Source organism: Candidatus Methanoperedens sp., from assembly GCA_012026795.1.
Classification (GTDB): Archaea; Halobacteriota; Methanosarcinia; order Methanosarcinales; family Methanoperedenaceae; genus Methanoperedens.
Genome location: VEPM01000019.1, coordinates 15,405 through 37,706 on the forward strand (window position 1 = coordinate 15,405; position 22,302 = coordinate 37,706).

Below are 22,302 nucleotides of genomic sequence, written 5' to 3' on the forward strand. Positions count from 1 at the left end.
AATGGGCAAGATATTATCTGAAGAAGAAAGAAGACATATGCTCGAAAAGCTGGAGAGCAAGATAGTTGCCACGCGATTCATGACTTTGAAATACATTACTTCTTCGATAAACCAGGATAAAGTGGATTTTGCTAAAATGGATATGGAATTACCTGAATTCAGCAAGAGCCTGGTAAGAATAATTGAACAACTGGCTGAAAAAGACACTGAAGAAATGGTAAAACGCGAAGCTGCTGTTTGTCTTGAGAACCTGAAAAAGAAGCTGAATCCTGCTCTTATGCAGGACGTACCCATGTGTACTGCATGCGGTGAACGTGTGGTTGTATCGTATCGTTTCTGTACAAAATGCGGTGTCGAACTTAAAGGTCAAAAATGGGCATCTACTTACAAAACGTGTGAAAAATGCCAGAATGCTTATGACCCTAAATGGAATAATTGTTCATATTGCGGTAACCAGTTGATCAAAAAAGTTGAAGTAGCAAAAATCTGCGGGTTCTGTAAGAAAACCATTGAACCAAGCTGGTTGATGTGTCCGTACTGTGGTTCTAAGGTGAAACTTATCGCCGGTCAATAACATTAATATATCTTATAATCGTTATTCGCCTGATTGAAATGCCTGTTATTACATTATATTATGATGACCTGGAAGAACTATCGGGCCTTGATAAGGATACGGTTATTAAACGCATTCCCATGATGGGATGCGATATTGAACGAATAGAGGACGACCATGTTGATATCGAGTTCTTCCCCAACAGGCCTGATCTTTATAGCACTGAAGGCGTAGCCAGGGCGATCAAAGGATTCCTGGATATTGAAACGGGTCTTCGGGAATTCAATGTAAGTTCTTCGGGGATAACAATCACAAAAGACAATGAGATCAAAAATATCCGCCCGTATCTTGCCTGCGCCGTAGTCAGGGGGATGCGGTTCAATTCACGAAGCATAGAATCCCTTATGGCGCTCCAGGAATCATTGCACTGGGCTGTAGGCAGGAACAGGAAAAAAGTGTCCATTGGTGTACATGATATGGGAAAGTTGACGCCGCCTTTTAAGTACATCGCACAGGACCCGGAGTTCAAATTTACGCCGCTTGATTTCACTGAAGCCTTATCGATGCGTGATATTCTTGAAAAACATCCCAAAGGCATCAAATTTGCAAATCTTCTTGAAAAATTCGAAAAATTTCCACTTATTCTTGACTCGAACAATAATGTTCTCTCATTCCCGCCCATAATAAACGGAGAACTTACAAAAGTCACCCAGGGGACGACTGATCTTTTTATCGAGGTCACAGGTCTTGATCCTGCCGTATCAATTGCATTAAATATCGTTGTTGCTTCACTTGCAGAACGCGGCGGAATGATCGAATCAGTCCTGGTCGATGGGGAAATAGAGACGCCGGATATATCCCCGGGAATAATGGAACTTAAAAGTAATGAAGTAGCGGAACTTCTTGGATTTAAGCTTACTAATGAAGAAATTATCACCAGCCTGAAAAAGATACGGTACGGGGCGCAAATTTCAGGGAATTCAATTAGAGTATCAGTCCCGGCTTACCGCTCGGATATACTTCATAACTGCGATCTCATAGAAGATATCGCTATAGCATACGGTTTTGATAAGATAAAACCGGAGCTTCCATCAACTTCCACGACAGGCAGGTCACACCAGATATCAAAATCAAGAGATATGCTAAATGAAATAATGACCGGTCTTGGCTACCTGCAAGTAATGCCTTTCACCCTCACAAACGAAAGAATGCAATTCGATATGATGCGAAGGGAAAAAGCAAAGGGTATAACACATATTCTTTATCCCATAAGCGAAGACCATACGATCGTTCGCCCGGCGATATTGCCAAACCTTCTTGAGATACTTTCGATCAATAAGCACAGGGAGCTGCCGCAGCGAATTTATGAAGCCGGGGAAGTTGTTCTTGATTGCAGGACTTACCAGCGTCTTGGATGCGTTGCGATACACCCGCAGGCTAACTTTACGGAGATCCAGGCGATCGTTGACGCCGTTTTGAGGGAAAGACGGATAGGATACACGGTCGCAGAGTCGCACGATCCCGCATTCATTGAGGGAAGGTGCGCTGATGTCCTGATTAATAATGAAAAGGCCGGGGTATTCGGTGAGATCCATCCTGAGGTTATCTCAAACTTTGGGCTTGAGCATCCGATTATCGGATTTGAATTGAAAATATGATTCAATGGACTTTGCTGCTTCCACAAAAATCAGCGTGGTGGATGCAAGAATAAGGATTATACCCCAATCAGTAATGCCAAGAGGTATCGTGTTAAAAGGACCATTCAGGGACGGAGTATAAATAACCAGAAGCTGCAACAGGATCGTACTTGCAACAGCATAAATAAGCGTCCTGTTTGATAAAAGACCTATACTGAAAACACTGAGCCGCTCAGAGCGCCAGTTGAATGCATTGAACATCATTGAGATGACGATCAAAGTAAAAACCATTGTCTGTGCTTTCACAATTCCGGAATTATCAAGAGTCCACTTGAAAATAAAGAGTGCTTGCATTGCTATCAAAGCTCCAACTCCAGAGCTGTAAAGGATCACTCTTTTTGTAATTATCCCTTCATCCTGCTTCCTGGGAGGCTGCCTCATCAGCCCGATATCAGGATGTTCAACTGAAAGCGCCATGGGTGGAAGACCGTCGGTGATCAGGTTTATCCAGAGTATCTGGATAGCAATAAGCGGCATTGTTTGCCATGAAAGCATCGCAGTAAGTACAATAAGCACTTCCCCGATATGACATCCAAGCCCGTACAGTACAAAATTCTTGATGTTTTTGTATATATTTCTTCCTTCCTCAACCGCAGCTACAATGGATGCAAAATTGTCATCCGTAAGGATCATATCTGATGCATCCCTGCTGACCGCAGTTCCGGTTATCCCCATAGATATCCCAATATCCGCAGCCTTAAGGGCCGGCGCATCGTTTACACCATCACCTGTCATTGCCACAACATGCCCTTTCTTTTTTAATGCATCAATTATTCGCATTTTATGTGCGGGTGAAACTCTTGCATATACGGAAACTTTTTCAACAATATTATCAAGTTCTTTATCATCCAGGTTATCAAGTTTCACACCTGTCAGCACCATTTCCCCTTCTTCGAGCAGTCCTAAGTCCTTTGCAATAGCAGAGCCTGTGATTTCATGATCACCTGTTATCATGACGGTCTTTATCCCGGCCTTTTTGCATGTTGCAATTGCCTCTTTTACCTCTTCCCTTGGCGGATCGATCATACCTGCAAGCCCTGCAAAAATCATATCTTTCTCAGTGTCATTGTTAACCGGGTGGTTCTCTAAATGTTTGTATGAAAAAGCCATTACTCGAAGCGCCTTTTTCGCCATTATTTTGACGGTATCGTAAATCTTTTCTTTCCCTGCACTGTCAAGATCAACAACAGAGCCGTTATGATAAATGCGGGTGCATGAATCCAGTATTATTTCAGGTGCGCCTTTTGAATATGCATACAGCCCATCAGGTGTTTCACATATCGTTGTCATCATTTTGCGCTCTGATGAAAATGGGATCTCATCTTTGCGCCGAAATGTTTTTTCAATGTCCTGTTTGCGTATCCCGGCCTTTACAGCTGCAACAGCAAGTGCTCCTTCTGTGGGATCGCCTTTTATATGCCATACCGAATTTTCATTAATAAGCTCAGAATCGTTGCACAGGGCGCTTATCAGGAGCAATATTTTAAGATCATTGTATTTTTCCGGATCAATTTTCCGGTTACCTTCAAGAAAATATCCCTCTGGTTCATAACCCGCACCTGTGACTTCAAGCATTCTGCCATCAACAAAAATATTTGTGACCGTCATTTCATCATGGGTTAGCGTTCCTGTTTTATCGGAGCATATAACCGTAGTCGCACCCAGTGTTTCCACTGATGGCAGTTTCCTGATCAGGGCATGGCGTTTTACCATTCTTCGCACCCCCAGTGCAAGGCACACTGTAACAACAGCAGGAAGAGCCTCAGGAACAGCAGCGACTGCCAGCGCAACGCCCCAGATGAACATTTCTATAGTTCCAAATCCACTTAAGATCCCGAGAATTGATACCACTGCAACAACAACAATGGTAATTATCCCGATCCATGTACCTAACCTGTCAAGTGCTTCCTGCAAAGGCGTTCTTTCTATTTCGATCTTCTCCAGCATCCCTGCGATCCTGCCAAGTTCAGTTTGCATCCCGGTGGCAGTAACAACAGCTTTTCCCCTTCCGATTGAAACCGATGTTCCCATGTAAGCCATATTATTCCTATCAGCTACCGGGAGTTCTTCTTCTAATTTGTCTGCTTTTTTCCGGACAGGAACCGATTCTCCTGTAAGTGGTGCTTCATCCATTTCCAGATTGATAGCTTCAATGAGGCGGGAATCGGCAGGTACCCCGTCGCCCGTATGCAAAAAAATAATATCCCCGGGCACGATCTTTGCTGCGGGTATTATTGATTCCCTGCCGTCCCTTATTACCCGTGCTGTCGGGGCTGCCATCTGCTTTAATGCATCAATCGCATTTTGTGCCCTGTATTCCTGGAAAAAACCAAGGATACCTGAGAGTATGACTATCAGCAAAATTATTACAGAATCTGCGAGTTCACCCAGCAAAGCAGATATGGCCGCTGCTGCCAGCAATATAATAATAAGAAAACTCTTGAACTGGGATAGCAGCATTTCAAGGTATGATACTTTTTTTTCTTGGATAATTTCATTTTGTCCGTATTTATCCAGGCGCGTTGCAGCATCCTGTTCTGTGAGTCCTGCAGTTGAGGTACCCAGTGATCCCATAACCGATTTGATATCCTGTGCATAATATTTATTTAGCGTTAGGTCGGTAGACGTAAAATCCCCCTGATTTCATGACTAAATGAGCGCATCAGATAATAAATTTTGATGTATGCAAAAAAATAAAGGATATGTCAGCATTATCCAGTGCATGGATATATCTGATATATTAAAAAAAGTGAAAAATAACGATTTAAGTCTTGATGAAGCAGAAAAGCAGCTTCGCATCATAAACTTCGAATTATTATCAGATATTGCAAAGGTGGATATTCACCGCGCCAAGAGAGTGGGTATTCCAGAAGCCATAATCGCTGATTGTAAGACCAGCGAAGATGTAGTTTCAATTGCACGGGTCCATTTAAAAAATGAAGGCCGTGCCATAATAACCCGTGCATGTGAGGATAATTATAATTCATTAAAATCATTAGCAAATGAAACGAATTCCAGGATCAGGTGGGAAAAACGTGCAAGAATCGTGATCATAGGAGAATCAATACCCGGAACAGAGGGAAGAATTGGTGTTATTTCTGCCGGTACTGCTGATATCCCTGTTGCAGAAGAGGCTAAAGTAATAGCAGAAGAAATGGGTTGTTCCGTAACTGCAATATATGATGTAGGTGTTGCAGGGATACACAGGCTTTTTCCTGAACTGGCAAAACTCGCAAGAGCTGGAGTGGATGCAGTGGTTGTTGCTGCTGGCCGCGAAGGAACACTTCCTGCAATAGTATCGGGCCTGGTTGACGTTCCGGTGATCGGGGTTCCTGTATCAACCGGGTATGGCGCAGGCGGAAAGGGTGATGCTGCGCTATTATCCATGCTCCAGTCCTGTTCTGTTCTTGCTGTAGTTAATATCGATGCGGGTTTTGTGGCCGGGGCTTTTGCAGCCAGGATCGCAAATCTGGCCGCCAAAAACCGAAAACAGGTATAAACAAATATATAGTATAAAGAACTATCTTAAAGTCTATGGAATTAGACGTCGGCTGGCTGATGATAATTATCGGCCTGGGGCTTCTTATAGTTGAAGCAGCACAACCGGGTTTTTTTGTGGCTGTTCCGGGAACAACGCTAATAGTACTCGGCGTAGTCACTCTTTTAATTCCAGAGGTAGCACAGGATTATGCTCCTGCCATAATAGTTATAACTGCGCTGGTTTCCAGTATCATAACGATCACCTTTTACAGAAAAATAGCGCCGGGACAGAAACCGCAGACAACAAGTATGGATATCCTGGCAGGAAAGAAGGGAGTAGTCGTGAAAACAGTCCATCCCGGATCAATTTCAGGAAAAATCGAGATCGGAAACCAGATATGGAGCGCAACTTCAGATAGCGTAATTGAAACAGGAACGAAAGTAATTGTCATAAACTCAGAAGGAGTTCATGTAAGAGTAAAAGAAGAGTAGAGGAAAAGTAAAGGAGGAGATTAAAAGTGGCATATGAAATGTTTATCGCGATATTTATCGCAGTAGCAATATTGATACTATTTATTTCAGGGGTTGCGATTATACAGCCTTATGAACAGGCGTTATGGGTAGTTCTGGGACAGTACAAGAAACGGTTAAATCCCGGTTTTAACTGGGTGTTTCCACTGATAAGCGATGTCATAAGGCTTGACCTGAGGACCCAGGTCCTTGATGTGCCGCGACAGGAAGTCATCACCAAGGATAACTCGCCCACCAACGTTGACGCAATTGTTTATATAAGGGTAATAGATCCTGAAAAAGCATATTTTGAAGTAGTCAATTATCATGTTGCTGTAGTATCACTTGCGCAGACTACTCTTCGAAGCGTAGTGGGTGACATGGAACTTGATGAGATCCTTTATAATCGTGATTTTATTAATACAAAACTCCGTGATATTCTTGACCATTCCACCGATGCATGGGGTGTTAAAGTAGAAGCTGTAGAGATACGGGAAGTCGATCCTGTCGGCACGGTAAAAGGTGCTATGGAAGAACAGACATCTGCTGAAAGGAAGCGAAGAGCGGCCATTTTACTTGCAGACGGACAGAAGAAAGCCGCGATCCTCCAGGCAGAAGGCTCCAAGCAGGCAAATATCTTGAATGCCGAAGGTGTGAGGCAGTCAAAGATACTCGAAGCTGAAGGTGAAAGGGTTTCACAGATATTGAGGGCACAGGGAGAAGCACAGGGACTGAGGATACTTTCAGTTGGCGCAGTGCCTCTTGATAAGAAAGCCCTGACCGTTCTGACTATGGATATGATGAAAAATGTGGCAAACGGCCAGGCTACAAAGATAATCTTCCCGATGGAGGTCTCAAAGATGATTGACCAGGCTGCAAAATACCTTGGAGCTTCCGAGAAGATCCAGGAAATCGGATCACCGATGGATACGGAAAAGATCGTTGGTACGGCAGATGAAGTGCTTGGAAGGATACCAAGGCCTGAGGAGCTCAGGCAAGAGCTACAGAGCATTGAGAAGGAGATGGCCCGCGAAACTGAAGAGAGTCTGAAACAGGCAGAGAAGATCAAAAGCTCTGATGTGCCTGAGGCTCCAAAGAAGAAAAAACAAGAATAAAACCGAATGGATTTCGACATCAGGAAGGCAATACAGGCAGATTTGAAGGATATCAAAACCATCCTTTCTTTCTATTATCTTGATACGGAAAATGTAGAAAAAAACCTGCCTGAATTCATAGTTGCACAAACGAATGATAAGATAATAGGCTGCGCATGTCTTGATCCGGGGGATATCGTGGAATTGCGCTCCATTGCGATACTTCCATCTTACCGAAACAAGGGTGTGGGTTCAAAACTTGTGGATACAATATTACAACGTGCGCAGGGTTTGACAGATACAATCTATCTTCGTACCACATCACCTGTTTTTTTTGAAAAGAAAGGATTTACAAAGCTTCAAAATAACGAGAAAAAAGTCATCTGGAAAGATTGCGCGCAGTGTGATAAGTATGATATTTGCAGGCAAACCGCCATGAAAAGCGAAAAGAAATATTAATGTAAAAGCCATTAAATACAAAGAGCCTAATGTAGGAACATCATTTTCGGAGGATTTCATTGCAACCTGTTGTAAATATTGGCATCGTAGGACATGTTGACCACGGCAAGACAACTCTTGTCAAGGCACTTTCAGGTGTCTGGACTGACCGGCATAGCGAAGAGATTAAACGAGGCATTTCAATCCGGCTTGGTTATGCGGATATCGTATTAAGGAAATGTCCTGAATGCCCTGAGCCTCAAAGTTTTACTGTCAAAGAAGTATGTGAGATATGCGGTGCAAAAACAAATGTACTTCGCTCAATATCATTTGTGGATTCCCCCGGTCATGAAACATTGATGGCGACAATGTTATCAGGCGCAGCTCTTATGGACGGCGCGCTTCTTGTTATTGCGGCAAATGAAACTTGTCCCCAGCCGCAGACAAAAGAGCATCTAATGGCATTGAATATCCTCGGGATAAAAAACATTATTATTATCCAGAACAAGATCGACATTGTCCCGCGCGAGAAAGTGCTTGAAAATTACAACCAGATAAAGGCTTTCGTGAAAGGTACGGTTGCGGAAAATGCACCGATCATACCGGTTTCTGCCCAGCAGAATGCAAATATCGACCTGGTCATTGAAGCCATTGAAAAATATATTCCTACCCCGGAACATGACCTTAAAAAATCACCTTTAATGTTCGTTGCACGTTCATTCGACATAAACAGGCCTGGGACCCATCCTGAAAATCTAAAAGGAGGCGCTATCGGCGGTTCTTTGAATAGCGGTATTTTCAGGCCAGGTGATGAAATAGAAATGAGACCAGGCAGGAAAGTTGAAACGGGCGGAACTGTCAAATGGGTTCCGATAAAAACTGTTATCACAACCATCCATGCAGGAAATGATGAGATGGAAGAAGCAAGGCCAGGAGGACTCATAGGGATTGGCACTAAACTTGATCCCTCGATAACAAAAAGCGATGCACTTGTGGGGCAGGTCGCAGGCATACCGGGAAAATTGCCTCCGACTATAGAAGGCTTTGTAATGGAAACAAAACTTCTTGAAAGGGTGGTCGGGGTAAGTGATGAATCCACAGTTGAACCAATACGTTCAAATGAACCTTTAATGCTGAATATAGGAACAGCGACGACAATTGGCGTAGTCACAAGCGCAAGGTCTATGGATGCGGAAGTCAGGCTCAAAAGGCCAATTTGCGCAGATAAAGGTTCCCATATCGCGATCAGCAGGCGTGTAGGCGCGCGCTGGAGGCTTATCGGTTCAGGTATTTTGAAAGAATATAAATGAGATCAAAAGTGATCATAGATACAAATGGTTTGATGATCCCGGGACAATTCGGGATAGATATATTTTCCGAATTGCAGCAATTGGGTTTTTTTTCATATATTGTTCCAGGCGCTTCCGTAAAGGAGCTTGAAAAGATTGTGTTGACCGGCCGCGGCAGGGACAGGACTGCTGCCAAAATAGCATTATCTTTATTGGACAGGTGTACCATAATTGACAGGAACGGATATGCAGATGATATTATAATAGACCTGGCAGTTGATATGGACGCGGCAGTTCTTACCAATGATACCGAATTAAAGAAAAGATTATGTAGTAAGGGAGTTACTAATGTGTATCTTCGAGATAGAACTCGTTTAAGTATATAATACCTTTTTAAGAGGATTTAGATGTATAAGAAAATGAGATTAGCAGATACGGTGAGGATTGCACCAGAACTACTTGGCGAACCGGTTGAGCAGGCAGTAAAAATCGCTTTGCGGGAAAAACTTGAAGGACTTGTTGACAAGAGGATGGGTGCGATAGTTGCGGTCAAGGATATTATTGAAGTTGGAGAAGGACATATACTTGCAGGGGATGGAGGAGTATATTATGATGCGGTTTTTGACGCATTGACCTTCATGCCTGAACTCCAGGAGATCATTGAAGGCAGCGTAGTTGAAGTAGTCCAGTTCGGGGTATTTGTAGGAATCGGTCCTCTTGACGGCCTCGTGCATGTAAGCCAGCTGACTGATGAATTCGTTACTTATGATGAGAAAAATTCCCGCCTGATAACAAAGGAATCCGGCCGTTCTGTCACAGAGGGAGACCGCATACGAGCAAGGATAATCGCTGTTAGCCTGAATGAGCGTGAACCCAGGGACAGCAAGATCGGCCTCACCATGCGCCAGCATGCCCTTGGCAAAATGGACTGGATAGAAGAAGCCCGAAAACCAAGGGATGAAACCGAAGATAAAGGAAAGCCTAAGAAGAAGAAAAAAGAAGACTCGCCAAAGCCCGAAAAGCAGGATGAATCAAAACCCGAAGGAGCATAAATGCCGGATAATGTTTGCAGGGAATGCCACAGGATAGTGAAAAAAAGCCAGGTCTGCTCATATTGCAATTCAACGGCTCTTACCAGCGATTGGAGCGGTTATGTAGTAATAATTGACCCCGAAAAATCACAAATTGCAAAAAGACTCGGAGTCAAATTACCCGGTGAATATGCGTTGAAGGTCAGATAACTTGAAAGGATACTGCCTGCCTGTGGAGTTAAGAGATGAACTAAGGCAACTCCATGGAGAGTTATATCCCGGAGACGGGATCGAGACTACAAAAAAAATCATCCATGATCTGAAAAATTGTACTAAAGTAATATCTGTCGGCGATATTGTGACATTCAATCTTCTAAACGCCGGTCTTATTCCCGATATATCATTTGTTGATAATAAGACAAAACGCAGCCCTGTTTCCGATAAAATTACACAGGGAACAAAGCATGGCCACTTCAGTACCATAACTGTGGAAAGCCCGCCTGGAATAATAACGGAAGAACTGTTGCAGGAGATAGAAGCAGCTATGGGATCTGATAAACATATACAGATCGTTGTCAGGGGTGAGGAAGACCTGGCAGCTCTTCCTGCGATTGCCATGGCGCCCATATCATCAGTAATTATATATGGTTTGCCTGACAAAGGGGCGGTAGTTGTCCACGTTACCGAGGACAAGAAGAAAGAAATACAATTATTACTTAATCGAATGAAATATAAGGAGAAAAATAATGGAAATCCAGATTATCAAAGATAAGACAAATCCCTTATTACAGAGACGAGAGATTTCGGTTGCTGTAAAAAATAAAACAACGGCTACGAGAATAGAATTAAAGAATAAACTTGCAGCTCTGCTCAATTCCAAACCGGAACTGATCGTGGTTGAGCATCTCGATACAATATATGGGAAGCAGGAAATGGTAGGGACAGTATCCCTCTACCAGACAGAAGAACGCCTTAAGCAGCTTGCTCACCAGCACCTGATGGCAAGGGATGCGCCAAAGGCAGTTGAAGGACAGCCTGCGGAGGCGGCACCGGTTGCAGCCCCGTCAGAACCTAAACCTGAGGCTAAATAGAGAATAGAGAACAAAGAAACAGAAAGGGATTTCAATGGCAGTAAATAAATTCTATAAAATCAGCGGAAATAAAGCAGAAAAGATAAAACCATCATGCCCAAGATGTGGACCAGGGGTATTTCTTGGTGAACACAAGAACCGCAATTCATGCGGTAAGTGTGGTTATACCGAATTCAAGAAATAATCTTTTTCTTCATTTCTTTTAATTATATTCAATAGTATTTTCTATTGTATTTTCTATTGCATTATTTTTGGAGCTATATGCTAAATTAGATATGCCCATAGTTACAACTCTAAGGATTGATTATGCTAACCCTGAGAGTACAGCACGAACTTGAATTGTTAAAAAGGCACCTCATCATCCTGAAGAAAGTGATAGATAGCGGACCTATCGGAATATTAAAAATATCGATTGAAACAAATATACCTGATCATCTTGTACGATATTCACTGCGTGTTCTTGAGCAGCAGGGTTTGATCACTCCTTCTACACAGGGCGCTGTTGCCACAAAATCTGCTAAAGAGGCATATTCGGAATTCAGGACAGAACTTGAAAAGATCGAAGATACACTTGAGGATATCAAGAGGACCGGATTCGAAGAGTGATGACCGGGGAAAAAAGCGAGGGAAAATACGAATTCCTGGAACACATAGCAGATGCCAAGTTCATGGCTTTTGGTCTTACACTTGAAGAAGCTTTTGAGAATGCCGGGCTTGCCCTGTTCAATGTGATGATAGATACGTCAAGCTTAAAGGCCAGTGAGGAAAGGAGGGTCGAATTAATATCATCCGATATTAAAATGCTTCTTGTTGACTGGCTATCCGAATTATTATACCTGTTCGAGGTGGATGAGATAATATTCTCTGAATTCAGGATTGAAAAAATAGAGAGAACGGGGGAGGGTTTTTCATTGAAGGGGATAGCATCGGGTGCACCGATTGACCTTTCGCACCATAAGTTCGATACAGAGGTGAAAGCTGTGACTTTACATGAACTTGAGGTGGAGCAGGATGAGACCGGGAGATTCCGGGTTCAGGTTGTTGTAGATACCTGAAATACCTGAAATTGTACCCGGAATTGTATTTGAAATTGCATCAAACTTAATAACTTTGTGACGAATAAAGATACTAATAAACAATTTTATAATATCTTTGCGTACTTTGTGTTATTCGTGGTGTCTGGATTTATTCACCGCAAAGTATGCAAAGGCCGCAAAGAACGAAGCAAGGAAGGGAAACATGTCTGAAGCAAATACAAAAGATGTTGCAAGCATCCTCAAGAAAGTTAATGATTACACATGGGACATACCCATTGGCTACAAACCCGGTATGAGAGTTCCAGGGCGCATTTTTGTTTCACCGCAATTGCTTGACAGCCTTGAACTTGACACACTTACCCAGGTTTCCAATGTTGCAACCCTTCCGGGTATCCAGAAATTCGCCATGGCAATGCCTGATGCGCATTCAGGTTATGGTTTTCCCATCGGGGGAGTTGCGGCTTTTGACAGGGATACAGGTATTATAAGCCCTGGTGGTGTTGGATACGATATCAATTGCGGGGTCAGGATAATCAAAACAAATCTTATGGTGGATGAAGTGCGCCCAAGGATGAAAGAACTCATTGAGCTTCTTTTCCATGAGATCCCATCCGGTGTAGGTTCAAAAAGCAAGCTTCGCGCCTCAGAGAGTGAACTGACAGATGCATTCCTTCACGGCGCCAGATGGGCAGTGGAAAGCGGATATGGCGTGAAAGAAGATATCGAGCATTGTGAGGAGAATGGTTACATGAAAATAGCCGATCCTGCAAAGGTTAGTGAGAAGGCGCGAAAAAGGGGTAAACCACAGTTCGGCACACTTGGCAGCGGCAACCATTTCCTTGAAGTGCAATATGTGGATGAAGTATATGACCCTGAAGTTGCAAAGATTTTCGGGCTTCATAAAGGCCAGGTTACTGTCATGATACACTGCGGATCCAGGGGCGCGGGTCACCAGATATGCGATGATTATCTCAAGATCCTTGATAAAGCCACACATAAATACGGGATCCAGCTACCGGACAGGCAGCTTGCCTGCGCGCCTGCCGAATCACAGGAAGGACAGGATTATTATAAAGCCATGGCTGTCGGCGCCAATTACGCCTGGGCGAACAGGCAGGTCATTACTCACTGGGTCAGGGAGGCATTCACGCGTTTTTTCAGGCGGGAAGACCTTGGAATGGATCTTATTTACGATGTGGCGCATAACGTAGCAAAACTGGAAGAGCATACCATTGGCGGTGAAAAAAAGATGGTTTATGTGCACCGGAAGGGCGCTACACGGGCATTCCCGCCCGGACATAATGATGTCCCCCGGATTTACAGGAAAGTGGGACAGCCGGTATTGATCCCCGGCAGTATGGGCACCCCGTCATTTGTTCTGCACGGAACAGAAAAAGCAATGGAACTCACCTTCGGAAGCGCATGTCATGGATCTGGCAGGGTTTCAAGCCGCGGGGCTGCAAAGCACCAATTCCGCGGCGAGACAATACAAAAGGATCTGGCTGCAAAGGGAATATCAGTCATGGCCATGCACCCTTCGATAATTGCAGAAGAAGCCCCTGGCGTCTATAAATCAAGTGAAGCAGTTGTTGACGTGGTGCACCAGCTTGGCATTGCAAGAAAAGTCGTAAAACTTATGCCAATGGGAGTGGCAAAAGGATGAATCAACTTTACTTGATTTAAGATCAATTTTTTTGATTGAACATATTTAAGTATCATTGCTACATTTCGAAAGCCGGTAATTTTTATGAGTCTTATCACTGAAGCAAGAAATGGCAACATTACTGAAGAAATGAAAAAAGTGGCTGAGATTGAAGGCGTTGAACCTGAATTTGTTAGGCGCGGGGTAGAAAGCGGAAGGATAGTCATTCCGGTCAGCCCTTATCGCCATACAAGGCCCTGCGGGATCGGGAAGGGGCTTCGCACAAAGGTTAATGCCTCTATCGGGACGTCATCCGATATTATGGATGTTGATATGGAAATCAAGAAAGCCAAGGTTGCAGAAGCAACAGGCGCCGATACCCTGATGGAGCTTTCAACAGGCGGGGATTTTTACGATATCAGGAAAAAGGTCATTGATTCTACGACCCTGTCAGTAGGAAGTGTGCCTCTTTACCAGGCTTTTATCGAAGCGATCAGAAAATACGGTTCTGTTGTGGAGATGAAAGAAGATGATCTCTTTAAGGTCACTGCAAAACAGGCAAAGCTTGGCACGAATTTCATGGCGATACATACGGGAATTAACCTTTTCACAGTGGAGCGGCTTAAAAAACAGGGACGGTTCGGAGGACTCTGTTCACGCGGCGGCGCTTTCATGACAGCATGGATGCTGCATAATGAGAAAGAAAATCCGCTTTACAGCGAATTCGATTATCTCCTTGAGATAATGAAAGAACATGAGGTCACACTCAGTATGGGCAATGGCATGCGCGCGGGCGCTGTTCATGATTCCACTGACAGGGCACAGATCCAGGAACTTATTATGAACTCGGAGCTATCTGATCAGGCGCATGAAGCAGGTGTCCAGACAATTGTCGAAGGACCGGGTCATATCCCGCTTGACGAAATAGAAACGAACGTAATACTTATGAAGCGTCTGAGCGGCGAGAAGCCTTTCTATATGCTCGGTCCGCTTGTTACGGATATCGCGCCTGGATTTGATCATATTGTGGCAGCAATAGGCGCATCTCTCTCCAGCGCTTATGGCGCGGATTTCATTTGTTATGTTACACCGGCTGAACATCTTGCCCTCCCAAATGTGGATGATGTAAGGCAGGGAGTAATTACTGCAAGGATCGCGGCGCATATAGGTGATATGGTCAAGAACAAAGACCGCCAGCGTGATATGGACATGGGAAGAGCAAGGCGTGATCTTCAATGGGAAAAGATGTATGAGCTTGCGATCAATCCCGAATATGCAAAATCAGTAAGAGACAGCCGCTCTCCGGATGATGAAGAAGCTTGCACTATGTGCGGGAACTATTGCGCTCTTAAGATCGTAAAACAGAACTTTAATTTCGAAAGATAAAATAATTAAAAAAGGAGAACAGTCAATATTCTCCTTTTTTATCCGATCAAATTGTATTTCAATATCAGCGCCGCGAATAATATTGCCACGATATTCATTACTTTAATCAATGGGTTAATGGCCGGGCCCGCTGTATCTTTTGTGGGATCACCAACTGTATCGCCTACAACTGCTGCCGCATGCGTTGGATTTTTGCTGCCGTCCGGCAGTCTCTTCCCGCCAAGGTTTCCTGATTCTATGTATTTCTTGGCATTATCCCATGCTGCTCCTCCTGTTGTCATCATAAGAGCAAGAAGCAGCCCTGAGATTATAACACCAATGAGGAGACCCCCCAGTGCAACCGGGCCAAGGATGAAACCTACTAAGAGAGGAGATAGCACTGCAAGAAGACCGGGTATGATCATTTCCTTCTGGGCTGCAATGGTAACGATATCCACACAGCGCCCGTAATCCGGTTTTGCCGTTCCTTCCATTATGCCTTTTATTTCCCTGAACTGGCGCCTGATTTCTGTAACTATGGTCGTTGCCGCCCTTCCAACAGCTCCCATCAGGAAGCTTGCAAACAGGAATGGGATCATGCCGCCGATGAGTAATCCAACAAGTACCATCGGGTCTGAAAGCTTGAGTTCTAACGGGCTTCCACGTAGTTTTATTATCTCGCTGCTATAGGCTGCATAAAGCGCAAGTGCACCTAATGCTGCTGAACCTATGGCATAACCTTTGGTTACTGCTTTTGTTGTGTTGCCAACCGCATCGAGAGGGTCTGTGATATCCCTTACTTCCTTTGGTAATTCCGCCATCTCAGCTATCCCGCCTGCGTTATCTGTGATCGGGCCGTAGGAGTCTATAGCTATTATGATGCCTGTAACTGAAAGCATGGCCGCCGCTGCTATTGCGATACCATATAACCCGAGTGTTCCTCCACCCATGACCATATATGAAGAGAGTATCCCTGCACATATTACGATCACAGGTAAAGCCGTGCTCTGAAGACCTACCGCCAGACCGGTAATAACATTTGTTCCCGGACCTGTTACTGATGCATTGGCTATCTGCTTGACAGGGCTATGCTCAGTTGCCGTATAATATTCAGTTATTATTATCATGGCTGCGGTTACGCCAAGACCAACAAGGGCGCTTATGAATAAACCGGTATCGCCCATCATCAACTGCTGTGTTATAAAATAGAATAGTATCAAAGATATTATACCTGCGATGATCGCTCCGTTATACATGGCCCCCATAATATTATTTGATTTCCCAAGCTTCACGAAGAGGACACCAATAATGGAAGCAATAATGGCTGCAGCGCCAATAACTAAAGGATAAATGACTGCGTTCGGATATTTATCGGTCACAGTTACACCGATTAGCATTGCACCAAGAGCGGTTACTGCGTAAGTTTCAAAAAGGTCTGCTGCCATTCCTGCGCAGTCACCTACATTATCCCCGACATTGTCTGCAATGACACCAGGATTGCGGGGGTCATCCTCAGGAATACCTGCTTCTACTTTTCCTACAAGGTCTGTCCCTACATCTGCTGCTTTTGTATAAATGCCGCCTCCTATCCTTGCAAAAAGGCTGATAAGTGAGGCGCCAAATCCGAATCCAACGATTTTATCTACGGCACCGGCGTTGCCTCCAAAGGCTATGAACAATCCGCTGACACCAAGAAGTGCAAAGCTTGCAACAGATATCCCTGTCACAGCGCCGCCCTTGAAAGCCACATCAAGGGCTTTTCTCATTCCCTCTTTAGCAGCATTGGCGCAGCGCACATTGGCCCGGACTGATATGTTCATGCCCAGGTATCCTGCTGCTGCCGACATTACTGCCCCAAGGACAAATGCTAAAGCAGTGGCTGTATTTATTGCAAAAGCGATCACGATAGTAAGTATGACCGCGATAACTGCGACGGTCTTATACTGCCTGTTCAGGTAGGCCATGGCGCCTTCCTGTACAGCTGCTGCAATTTGTTTCATTTTGTCTGACCCGGCGTCAAGTTTTAAAATATACAAAACAAGATACACGGCAAATATTAATCCTATAATTCCCGCAAGCGGGGCCGAAAACAACATTAAATTCGTAATGTCCATAGTTCCTCCTATATTGCTCCGCCAAGTTGGTTCTAACTATATATATTATTTACCTTTGATGAGCTGGCTTCAGGAAGCTGTATATTTCAATTAATTGCCATTAATAAAAGCAGGGTCACTTAATCGACCCCGCTACTTTGATCATTTCTTCTTTGCTTAACTGGCTGGAAAGGGCTAATTCAAGCCTGCCAATGTTCCATATCAGTATTCTGGTCTCGCCAAATCCTGATATTATTTTCCCCTGCGCACCATTAATACTGACCTTCTCGACTTCGTCTATATCAGGCGAAGGATTTGATTCATCTTGCAGTGTCTCGGAAAGCGAAAGTATCTGAGAACCTTTCTTATATTCCAGTGACACAGATTCGATATTTTCATATTTGAACACTGTGCTGCTGTTAAATGTAAAACCCTCAGGCAGATAAGAAGGCACAAGAACTGTGAAATTGACTTCTTTCCTTGCTTCCTCAAGTGTCAGCTTTTTGGGCGGCGCAGGAAGCTCTCTTGTAACCACCTTTGCGCCCTCAGGTATCTTGAACTCGAATTCGCTGTCGGGTATTCCGGTATTGAATTTCATGTCGCGGTATTCTATTGAAGTCATAAGCTTATCATTCTTATCCAATATCTCTGTCTTGAGAGGAATCCAGTTTTCACTGTCCACCAGCATATTATAATGCATGCCCATCATACTGCCGTTTTTTGGCGATGCTTTGATATTATATACGCTTCTCCCTTCAAATTTTTCCGTGCCCTGGTAAGATATGTCTGTCTGGTTCAGGATTTCCTGAATAAATTTAGTGTAATCCGGCTCAGGAGGATTGGCAATTTCAGGCATATCCATCCTGGTTACCTCATTTTTCTCCGGGTCATAACTCCATATAGTCTTGCCGTCATTGACCATGACCTGGCCAGCCATCTTTGAAGGTTCAAGATATTCTATCCGGCTTTTATCAGGCATCTTGTTCATCATTTTTGCTTTTGCTATCTCGCTTTTGCCCCCATAATCCGAAGTAATTACCATAGTGGCCGAATAGTCTTTTATACTATCCTGTTTCGCTTTCATCTGTTGTGCGATCTGCTCGGCAGACATATTTGCAGTACATCCCGATATAAGGGATATTATAATAACTGCGAACAGAACTACTCCTGTTCTTTTAATCATATATTTCCTCCTTTATTATTTTTGTCAGAAACGCGACCCACAAATCCCGTTTTTTATCACGTTAATAACCGCAAATTAGATAATTCCTGTTTGATTGAGCCTGTTCTCAAAGATAAAACCACCTATATTTTTCATTAAACTTCACCATTTTTAACAAAATAATAGGTTAATATTGCCCACGAATATATTCCGATATGTGCGAGTATAAAAGGCATGAAGCGGTAATCTTTGGTTGCCAGCCAGATACTGTTGACCAGGCCCAATAGGAGCAGGCATACCACAAGGATCAAAAATGCGTATAAACTCGCTTTTGAGCCAGCTCTTTTGGTTCGTTCATCGCCCACAGCTCCTGTTGTTGGTATTGACAGAACAAACAGGGAGAATATGATTATGTCAAAATTGAAAATAGTCTGGATAATTACGTCATTGCCAAAATAGTTCGGAGTTCTTCCTGAAATTTCTTGGATAATTGTAATTGCTAATGCCACAAGCGCGAGAATGAGAATCAAATATGCCCATTTTCTATTGAAGTTGTTCACTCGATATCACCTTTTCTTACAAAGTAAGCATAGAATGACATAACTGCTCCAAGCAATACTGGTGGCCTGAAAATCAATAGTTGTTTATTTGTTCCTGTTATTTCCATTCTATCAAACCTCTAAATGTTAGTTATATGTAACATTATGTTAGGTATATGCAACTATTTAAAACTTTCTTTTCATTAAAAATGTACAGAATTTGAATCTTATGACCAGGCCCCGCGGAATCATCTGCTCTCATCCACAGTATAAAATCCGGTTCTATCTGATATCAATATCTTCCTGTTTTTCCGCTCCCAGTAAGCCACTACAAGATACTGTGTCCAGGCAAACAAAAATAAACCTGAGAGAAAAGGATAATATTCTCTGATGCGTATCCCGGTTTTCACCAGCAAAAAGATAATTAAAAAAGTAACTAAAGCTATTAATCCAACTATTTTGAGGCAGTTAATTACCTTATTTCTTCCGGTAACTTGCAGCCTCCTGTACTTTCCTTCGGCAACTTTATTGAGCCTGCGCCATTCGGCGATTCCAGCCCCTATACTTATGGAAGCCCCTGTGATTAAGCCTGAAAAGAAAAGATTCATGTTATCTTTTTCGCCGGAATAATATATTTCAATTTGAAAAAGTCATGCTCATTGCGAGGATAAAGCAAGATGTATCTTCCACCAGCGTTCATTCTAATCATATAAGGATAATTCGATATGCGGATAGTGGCATATAATGAATATGCAAAACCAATAACTGCTATAAGATACCATATATTCATGACAGAGTCTGGCATGGAAACCACAAAATAAATCGACAGCAATATCATCATTAGTAATGATGCCAGGCTATTCCGCTTATGCCTGTTTCCATAGTTTTCAAATATTTCTATACTTTTGATGCTATTTTTAGGAATGATGATATCACCCAAAATCGGCGTAGTGATCTTCAATGTTTCACTGCCAATAGATAATTTTGTATTAAAAAAAATGATAAGCAAAGCAACCAGGATAGAAGACAGAGTTATAAAATACCTATCTGTACCTGCCCATGCACTGCTGATTATAACCGAACCCGCATAACCCAGAATAACAGCCCATATGCGCCAGTCGAACATTTGCAGCGGCACGTCCATATCCTTATGAATGGAATTATTTTCTGAAAATGTTGTCACTGAACTACCTCTAATTTACTTTCCAGTTCCTGCGGATTATTTGTATAGAATGTAATTTCACGATTTTTTGTCATTATTTTGAGAACAGCAGGATGGTATGATCTAACCATGTAATTGTAGAATATCACAGCAACAAGAACAGTGGTCATAGGGATGGAATAAGCAGTAATGAATTTCACTATCACAGGAGCAGAACTTGCAGCATTGTGGTATAAACTGGTTATATTTTTTTCTATTGAAAATAATAATCCTACAAGCGCAAAGGAGTATAAAATCCATCTAAACCTGTAACCGGGATTCTTTATGACATTGATTGATACAATGCTTTCTTTTTGTATCAAGACAGACTTTAGCAGGGGCCGGTGGATAATAATGTTGTGAGGTGTAAGCTCAACGGTTGTTTTATTCTGAAGAAGTAAAATCAAAAAGGCAAAATAGAATATTGAAATGGCGATTATATCGATTGCATTATAATTGATGTTAACGAGCAATAATAGAAATGCTATTATAGAAGCGGGCAATATAATACTTATTATACCGGCATCACGGGAACTATCTACAAGAATTTTTATCCGGTCATGCTCTGGCACCTTATTTTGTGAATAAATGGCATTCATTTCTCCAATTCCCCCTTAAGAATATTAAACTCATATTCATTTCTGGGGTAGAGAGTGATGCTATTTATGGTTTCTATCTTGATGGCTTTTGGATAATGTGATATGCGAATATTTCTTTGAAGGGACGATATAAGTAAAAAAATCAAAAAAACAGGCATAGCAATACTAAATATCATCTCTTCCAGGGATGCTGATAATATTATCTTGCGGTACAAAATCAGTACTTGCAGAAAAACAAATAGCATGATAAAGATAATTAAGACAATATTTAACCATCTATATTTATAAATAGAATTGTCGATAATTTTTATAGAATTGATATTATGTTTTGGGATATTGACAGGTTTGAGGAAAGGCGTACTTATCTGAATCTTTTCATGGTCAATCGAAATTTTGAACCTGTCAAAGGTGGAAAAAAATACAATAAATAAAATGTAAACAGGTATGTAACCAGGAAATCCATTAAATAAATCAACGAATATTAAAATAAAACCTGAAATACCCAGAATTAATACAATTGAAAAAGTGCGCCAGTCAAACATCTGGATCGGTATATCCATATTCTCAACCGGGTAATATCTGGATGATCTCTTATTGCTATGGGGGTTATCTGTAATAAAAACGTCTTTAACCGTGGAAAAATCTGTTTTCTGCGGGCACCATCCCATCAATTTCCTGACATATTCAAAAGAGACCATTTCAATTTGCACCCCTGTAATGTTCAATAGAAGCCTGTATTTCAGATGCTGTCGTCTCGTCTGTTATGATCGAATAATAGGATGTGTTCGTTAGTTCATGCCATCTTTTACGTCGGTTCTTGTCTTCATACTGAATGTATAACTGTGTATCCAGATTATGATATTCCTTATCTTGCTTGTGTTTCACTAGCAAAAGCCAGGGCAGTAGTGAAGCAACTGATATGGTCAATTTCCAGTCTCCTGACTTCAATGAGTAAGTAAGCAACATAACAAGCATTGCAGCAAGAAGCAGTAACCCTATTACAATTAGTCCGATTGGAAGTTTAACGCCTTTTCTTATAGTTATTGATTTAACGTTCCTATAATTTAGCAATACGTCCCTTAGCTCGAAATTTCTTAAATGCACACCGTTTTCATCAATTAAAATATGCGCCTTAAAAGTTATAGCCACAATGAGGTAAAGTAAGGATAATATTCCAACAAGAACTGGGATCAAGATTGCATAGTCCAGATTTCTGGCCACAGCCAATATCAAATTCAGACTGATAACAAGGCAAATAGTGAACAAGATATTGTTAGCAGAAAACATTACATTTTTGGATTGAAATTTTCCAGCATTTGGTTTACCAGGGGGTTCCTGCGGAAGGTGTGCAAAATCGACGGATGTGGTCTTTTCGTGTATCACCGGATTTGCATTCGGACACCAGCCCATAGTACGCTTAATTGCTTCGATATTCAATTTTACCACCTTTTCTTCATGAATATTTCCCGGCATACATTTTG

At 42.5% G+C, this 22,302-nt stretch carries 26 protein-coding genes; 17 read left to right on the forward strand and 9 right to left on the reverse strand.

Annotated features, from left to right (window positions below):
* Position 1: 1 nt before the first annotated feature.
* Both FIB07_10385 and FIB07_10390 read left to right on the forward strand, forming a co-directional pair.
* Positions 2–574 carry a zinc ribbon domain-containing protein gene (locus FIB07_10385; GenBank protein NJD53262.1) on the forward strand — a complete coding sequence of 191 codons (573 nt, stop codon included), beginning with the start codon at positions 2–4 and terminating at the stop codon, positions 572–574.
* 38 nt (positions 575–612) lie between these two features.
* On the forward strand, positions 613–2,211 hold the full coding sequence (locus FIB07_10390; GenBank protein ID NJD53263.1) for a phenylalanine--tRNA ligase subunit beta: 1,599 nt from the start codon (positions 613–615) through the stop codon (positions 2,209–2,211).
* Here the strand turns inward: FIB07_10390 and FIB07_10395 are convergent.
* Complete coding sequence (locus FIB07_10395; GenBank protein NJD53264.1) at positions 2,161–4,824, reverse strand: calcium-translocating P-type ATPase, SERCA-type; 2,664 nt, start codon at positions 4,822–4,824, stop codon at positions 2,161–2,163. The genes FIB07_10390 and FIB07_10395 overlap by 51 nt on opposite strands.
* A 148-nt stretch (positions 4,825–4,972) precedes the next feature.
* On the opposite strand from FIB07_10395, the gene larB reads away from it, so the two are divergent.
* From larB to thiC, 15 genes are all read left to right on the forward strand, one after another.
* Positions 4,973–5,749 (forward strand): nickel pincer cofactor biosynthesis protein LarB, encoded by a 777-nt coding sequence (gene larB, locus FIB07_10400; GenBank protein NJD53265.1) that lies wholly within the window; start codon positions 4,973–4,975, stop codon positions 5,747–5,749.
* 35 nt (positions 5,750–5,784) lie between these two features.
* A complete protein-coding gene (locus FIB07_10405; GenBank protein ID NJD53266.1) occupies positions 5,785–6,222 on the forward strand; it encodes an NfeD family protein in 438 nt (145 codons plus the stop codon).
* Between the two features lie 38 nt (positions 6,223–6,260).
* Positions 6,261–7,355: an SPFH/Band 7/PHB domain protein gene (locus FIB07_10410; GenBank protein NJD53267.1), complete on the forward strand. Its 1,095-nt coding sequence runs from the start codon at positions 6,261–6,263 to the stop codon at positions 7,353–7,355.
* A gap of 6 nt (positions 7,356–7,361) precedes the next feature.
* Complete coding sequence (locus tag FIB07_10415; GenBank protein NJD53268.1) at positions 7,362–7,793, forward strand: GNAT family N-acetyltransferase; 432 nt, start codon at positions 7,362–7,364, stop codon at positions 7,791–7,793.
* Between the two features lie 53 nt (positions 7,794–7,846).
* Positions 7,847–9,082: a translation initiation factor IF-2 subunit gamma gene (locus FIB07_10420; protein ID NJD53269.1), complete on the forward strand. Its 1,236-nt coding sequence runs from the start codon at positions 7,847–7,849 to the stop codon at positions 9,080–9,082.
* The gene (locus FIB07_10425) at positions 9,079–9,447 is read left to right on the forward strand and encodes a DNA-binding protein (protein ID NJD53270.1); all 369 of its coding nucleotides are present in this window, start codon (positions 9,079–9,081) and stop codon (positions 9,445–9,447) included. Before FIB07_10420 ends, FIB07_10425 begins: the two co-directional genes overlap by 4 nt.
* A 21-nt stretch (positions 9,448–9,468) precedes the next feature.
* A complete protein-coding gene (locus FIB07_10430; protein NJD53271.1) occupies positions 9,469–10,113 on the forward strand; it encodes a DNA-directed RNA polymerase in 645 nt (214 codons plus the stop codon).
* The gene (locus FIB07_10435; GenBank protein NJD53272.1) at positions 10,114–10,302 is read left to right on the forward strand and encodes a DNA-directed RNA polymerase, subunit E''; all 189 of its coding nucleotides are present in this window, start codon (positions 10,114–10,116) and stop codon (positions 10,300–10,302) included.
* 1 nt (position 10,303) lies between these two features.
* Complete coding sequence (locus FIB07_10440; GenBank protein NJD53273.1) at positions 10,304–10,864, forward strand: DUF359 domain-containing protein; 561 nt, start codon at positions 10,304–10,306, stop codon at positions 10,862–10,864.
* Positions 10,839–11,183 (forward strand): 30S ribosomal protein S24e, encoded by a 345-nt coding sequence (gene rps24e, locus FIB07_10445; GenBank protein NJD53274.1) that lies wholly within the window; start codon positions 10,839–10,841, stop codon positions 11,181–11,183. Before FIB07_10440 ends, rps24e begins: the two co-directional genes overlap by 26 nt.
* Positions 11,184–11,217: 34 nt before the next feature.
* On the forward strand, positions 11,218–11,367 hold the full coding sequence (locus FIB07_10450) for a 30S ribosomal protein S27ae (GenBank protein NJD53275.1): 150 nt from the start codon (positions 11,218–11,220) through the stop codon (positions 11,365–11,367).
* A gap of 122 nt (positions 11,368–11,489) precedes the next feature.
* A complete protein-coding gene (locus FIB07_10455; protein NJD53276.1) occupies positions 11,490–11,789 on the forward strand; it encodes a hypothetical protein in 300 nt (99 codons plus the stop codon).
* Positions 11,789–12,238: an archease gene (locus tag FIB07_10460; GenBank protein NJD53277.1), complete on the forward strand. Its 450-nt coding sequence runs from the start codon at positions 11,789–11,791 to the stop codon at positions 12,236–12,238. Before FIB07_10455 ends, FIB07_10460 begins: the two co-directional genes overlap by 1 nt.
* A gap of 184 nt (positions 12,239–12,422) precedes the next feature.
* Complete coding sequence (locus FIB07_10465; GenBank protein NJD53278.1) at positions 12,423–13,883, forward strand: RtcB family protein; 1,461 nt, start codon at positions 12,423–12,425, stop codon at positions 13,881–13,883.
* A gap of 84 nt (positions 13,884–13,967) precedes the next feature.
* Positions 13,968–15,248 (forward strand): phosphomethylpyrimidine synthase ThiC, encoded by a 1,281-nt coding sequence (gene thiC / locus FIB07_10470; protein ID NJD53279.1) that lies wholly within the window; start codon positions 13,968–13,970, stop codon positions 15,246–15,248.
* A gap of 38 nt (positions 15,249–15,286) precedes the next feature.
* Here thiC and FIB07_10475 read toward each other — a convergent pair whose 3' ends face one another.
* The 8 genes from FIB07_10475 to FIB07_10510 form a co-directional block, all read right to left on the reverse strand.
* Positions 15,287–17,341 (reverse strand): sodium-translocating pyrophosphatase, encoded by a 2,055-nt coding sequence (locus FIB07_10475; GenBank protein ID NJD53280.1) that lies wholly within the window; start codon positions 17,339–17,341, stop codon positions 15,287–15,289.
* 115 nt (positions 17,342–17,456) lie between these two features.
* Positions 17,457–18,503 carry a DUF4367 domain-containing protein gene (locus tag FIB07_10480; protein ID NJD53281.1) on the reverse strand — a complete coding sequence of 349 codons (1,047 nt, stop codon included), beginning with the start codon at positions 18,501–18,503 and terminating at the stop codon, positions 17,457–17,459.
* Between the two features lie 134 nt (positions 18,504–18,637).
* A complete protein-coding gene (locus FIB07_10485) occupies positions 18,638–19,042 on the reverse strand; it encodes a DUF2178 domain-containing protein (protein ID NJD53282.1) in 405 nt (134 codons plus the stop codon).
* 227 nt (positions 19,043–19,269) lie between these two features.
* Positions 19,270–19,629: a DUF1673 family protein gene (locus FIB07_10490; protein NJD53283.1), complete on the reverse strand. Its 360-nt coding sequence runs from the start codon at positions 19,627–19,629 to the stop codon at positions 19,270–19,272.
* Positions 19,626–20,204: a hypothetical protein gene (locus FIB07_10495; protein ID NJD53284.1), complete on the reverse strand. Its 579-nt coding sequence runs from the start codon at positions 20,202–20,204 to the stop codon at positions 19,626–19,628. The genes FIB07_10490 and FIB07_10495 overlap by 4 nt, the downstream gene beginning before the upstream one ends.
* Entirely contained in the window at positions 20,201–20,821 is a 621-nt protein-coding gene (locus tag FIB07_10500; protein NJD53285.1) for a DUF1673 family protein, read from the reverse strand. The genes FIB07_10495 and FIB07_10500 overlap by 4 nt, the downstream gene beginning before the upstream one ends.
* Positions 20,818–21,519 carry a DUF1673 family protein gene (locus FIB07_10505; protein NJD53286.1) on the reverse strand — a complete coding sequence of 234 codons (702 nt, stop codon included), beginning with the start codon at positions 21,517–21,519 and terminating at the stop codon, positions 20,818–20,820. Before FIB07_10505 ends, FIB07_10500 begins: the two co-directional genes overlap by 4 nt.
* 1 nt (position 21,520) lies before the next feature.
* A complete protein-coding gene (locus FIB07_10510; GenBank protein ID NJD53287.1) occupies positions 21,521–22,294 on the reverse strand; it encodes a DUF1673 family protein in 774 nt (257 codons plus the stop codon).
* Positions 22,295–22,302: the final 8 nt, after the last annotated feature.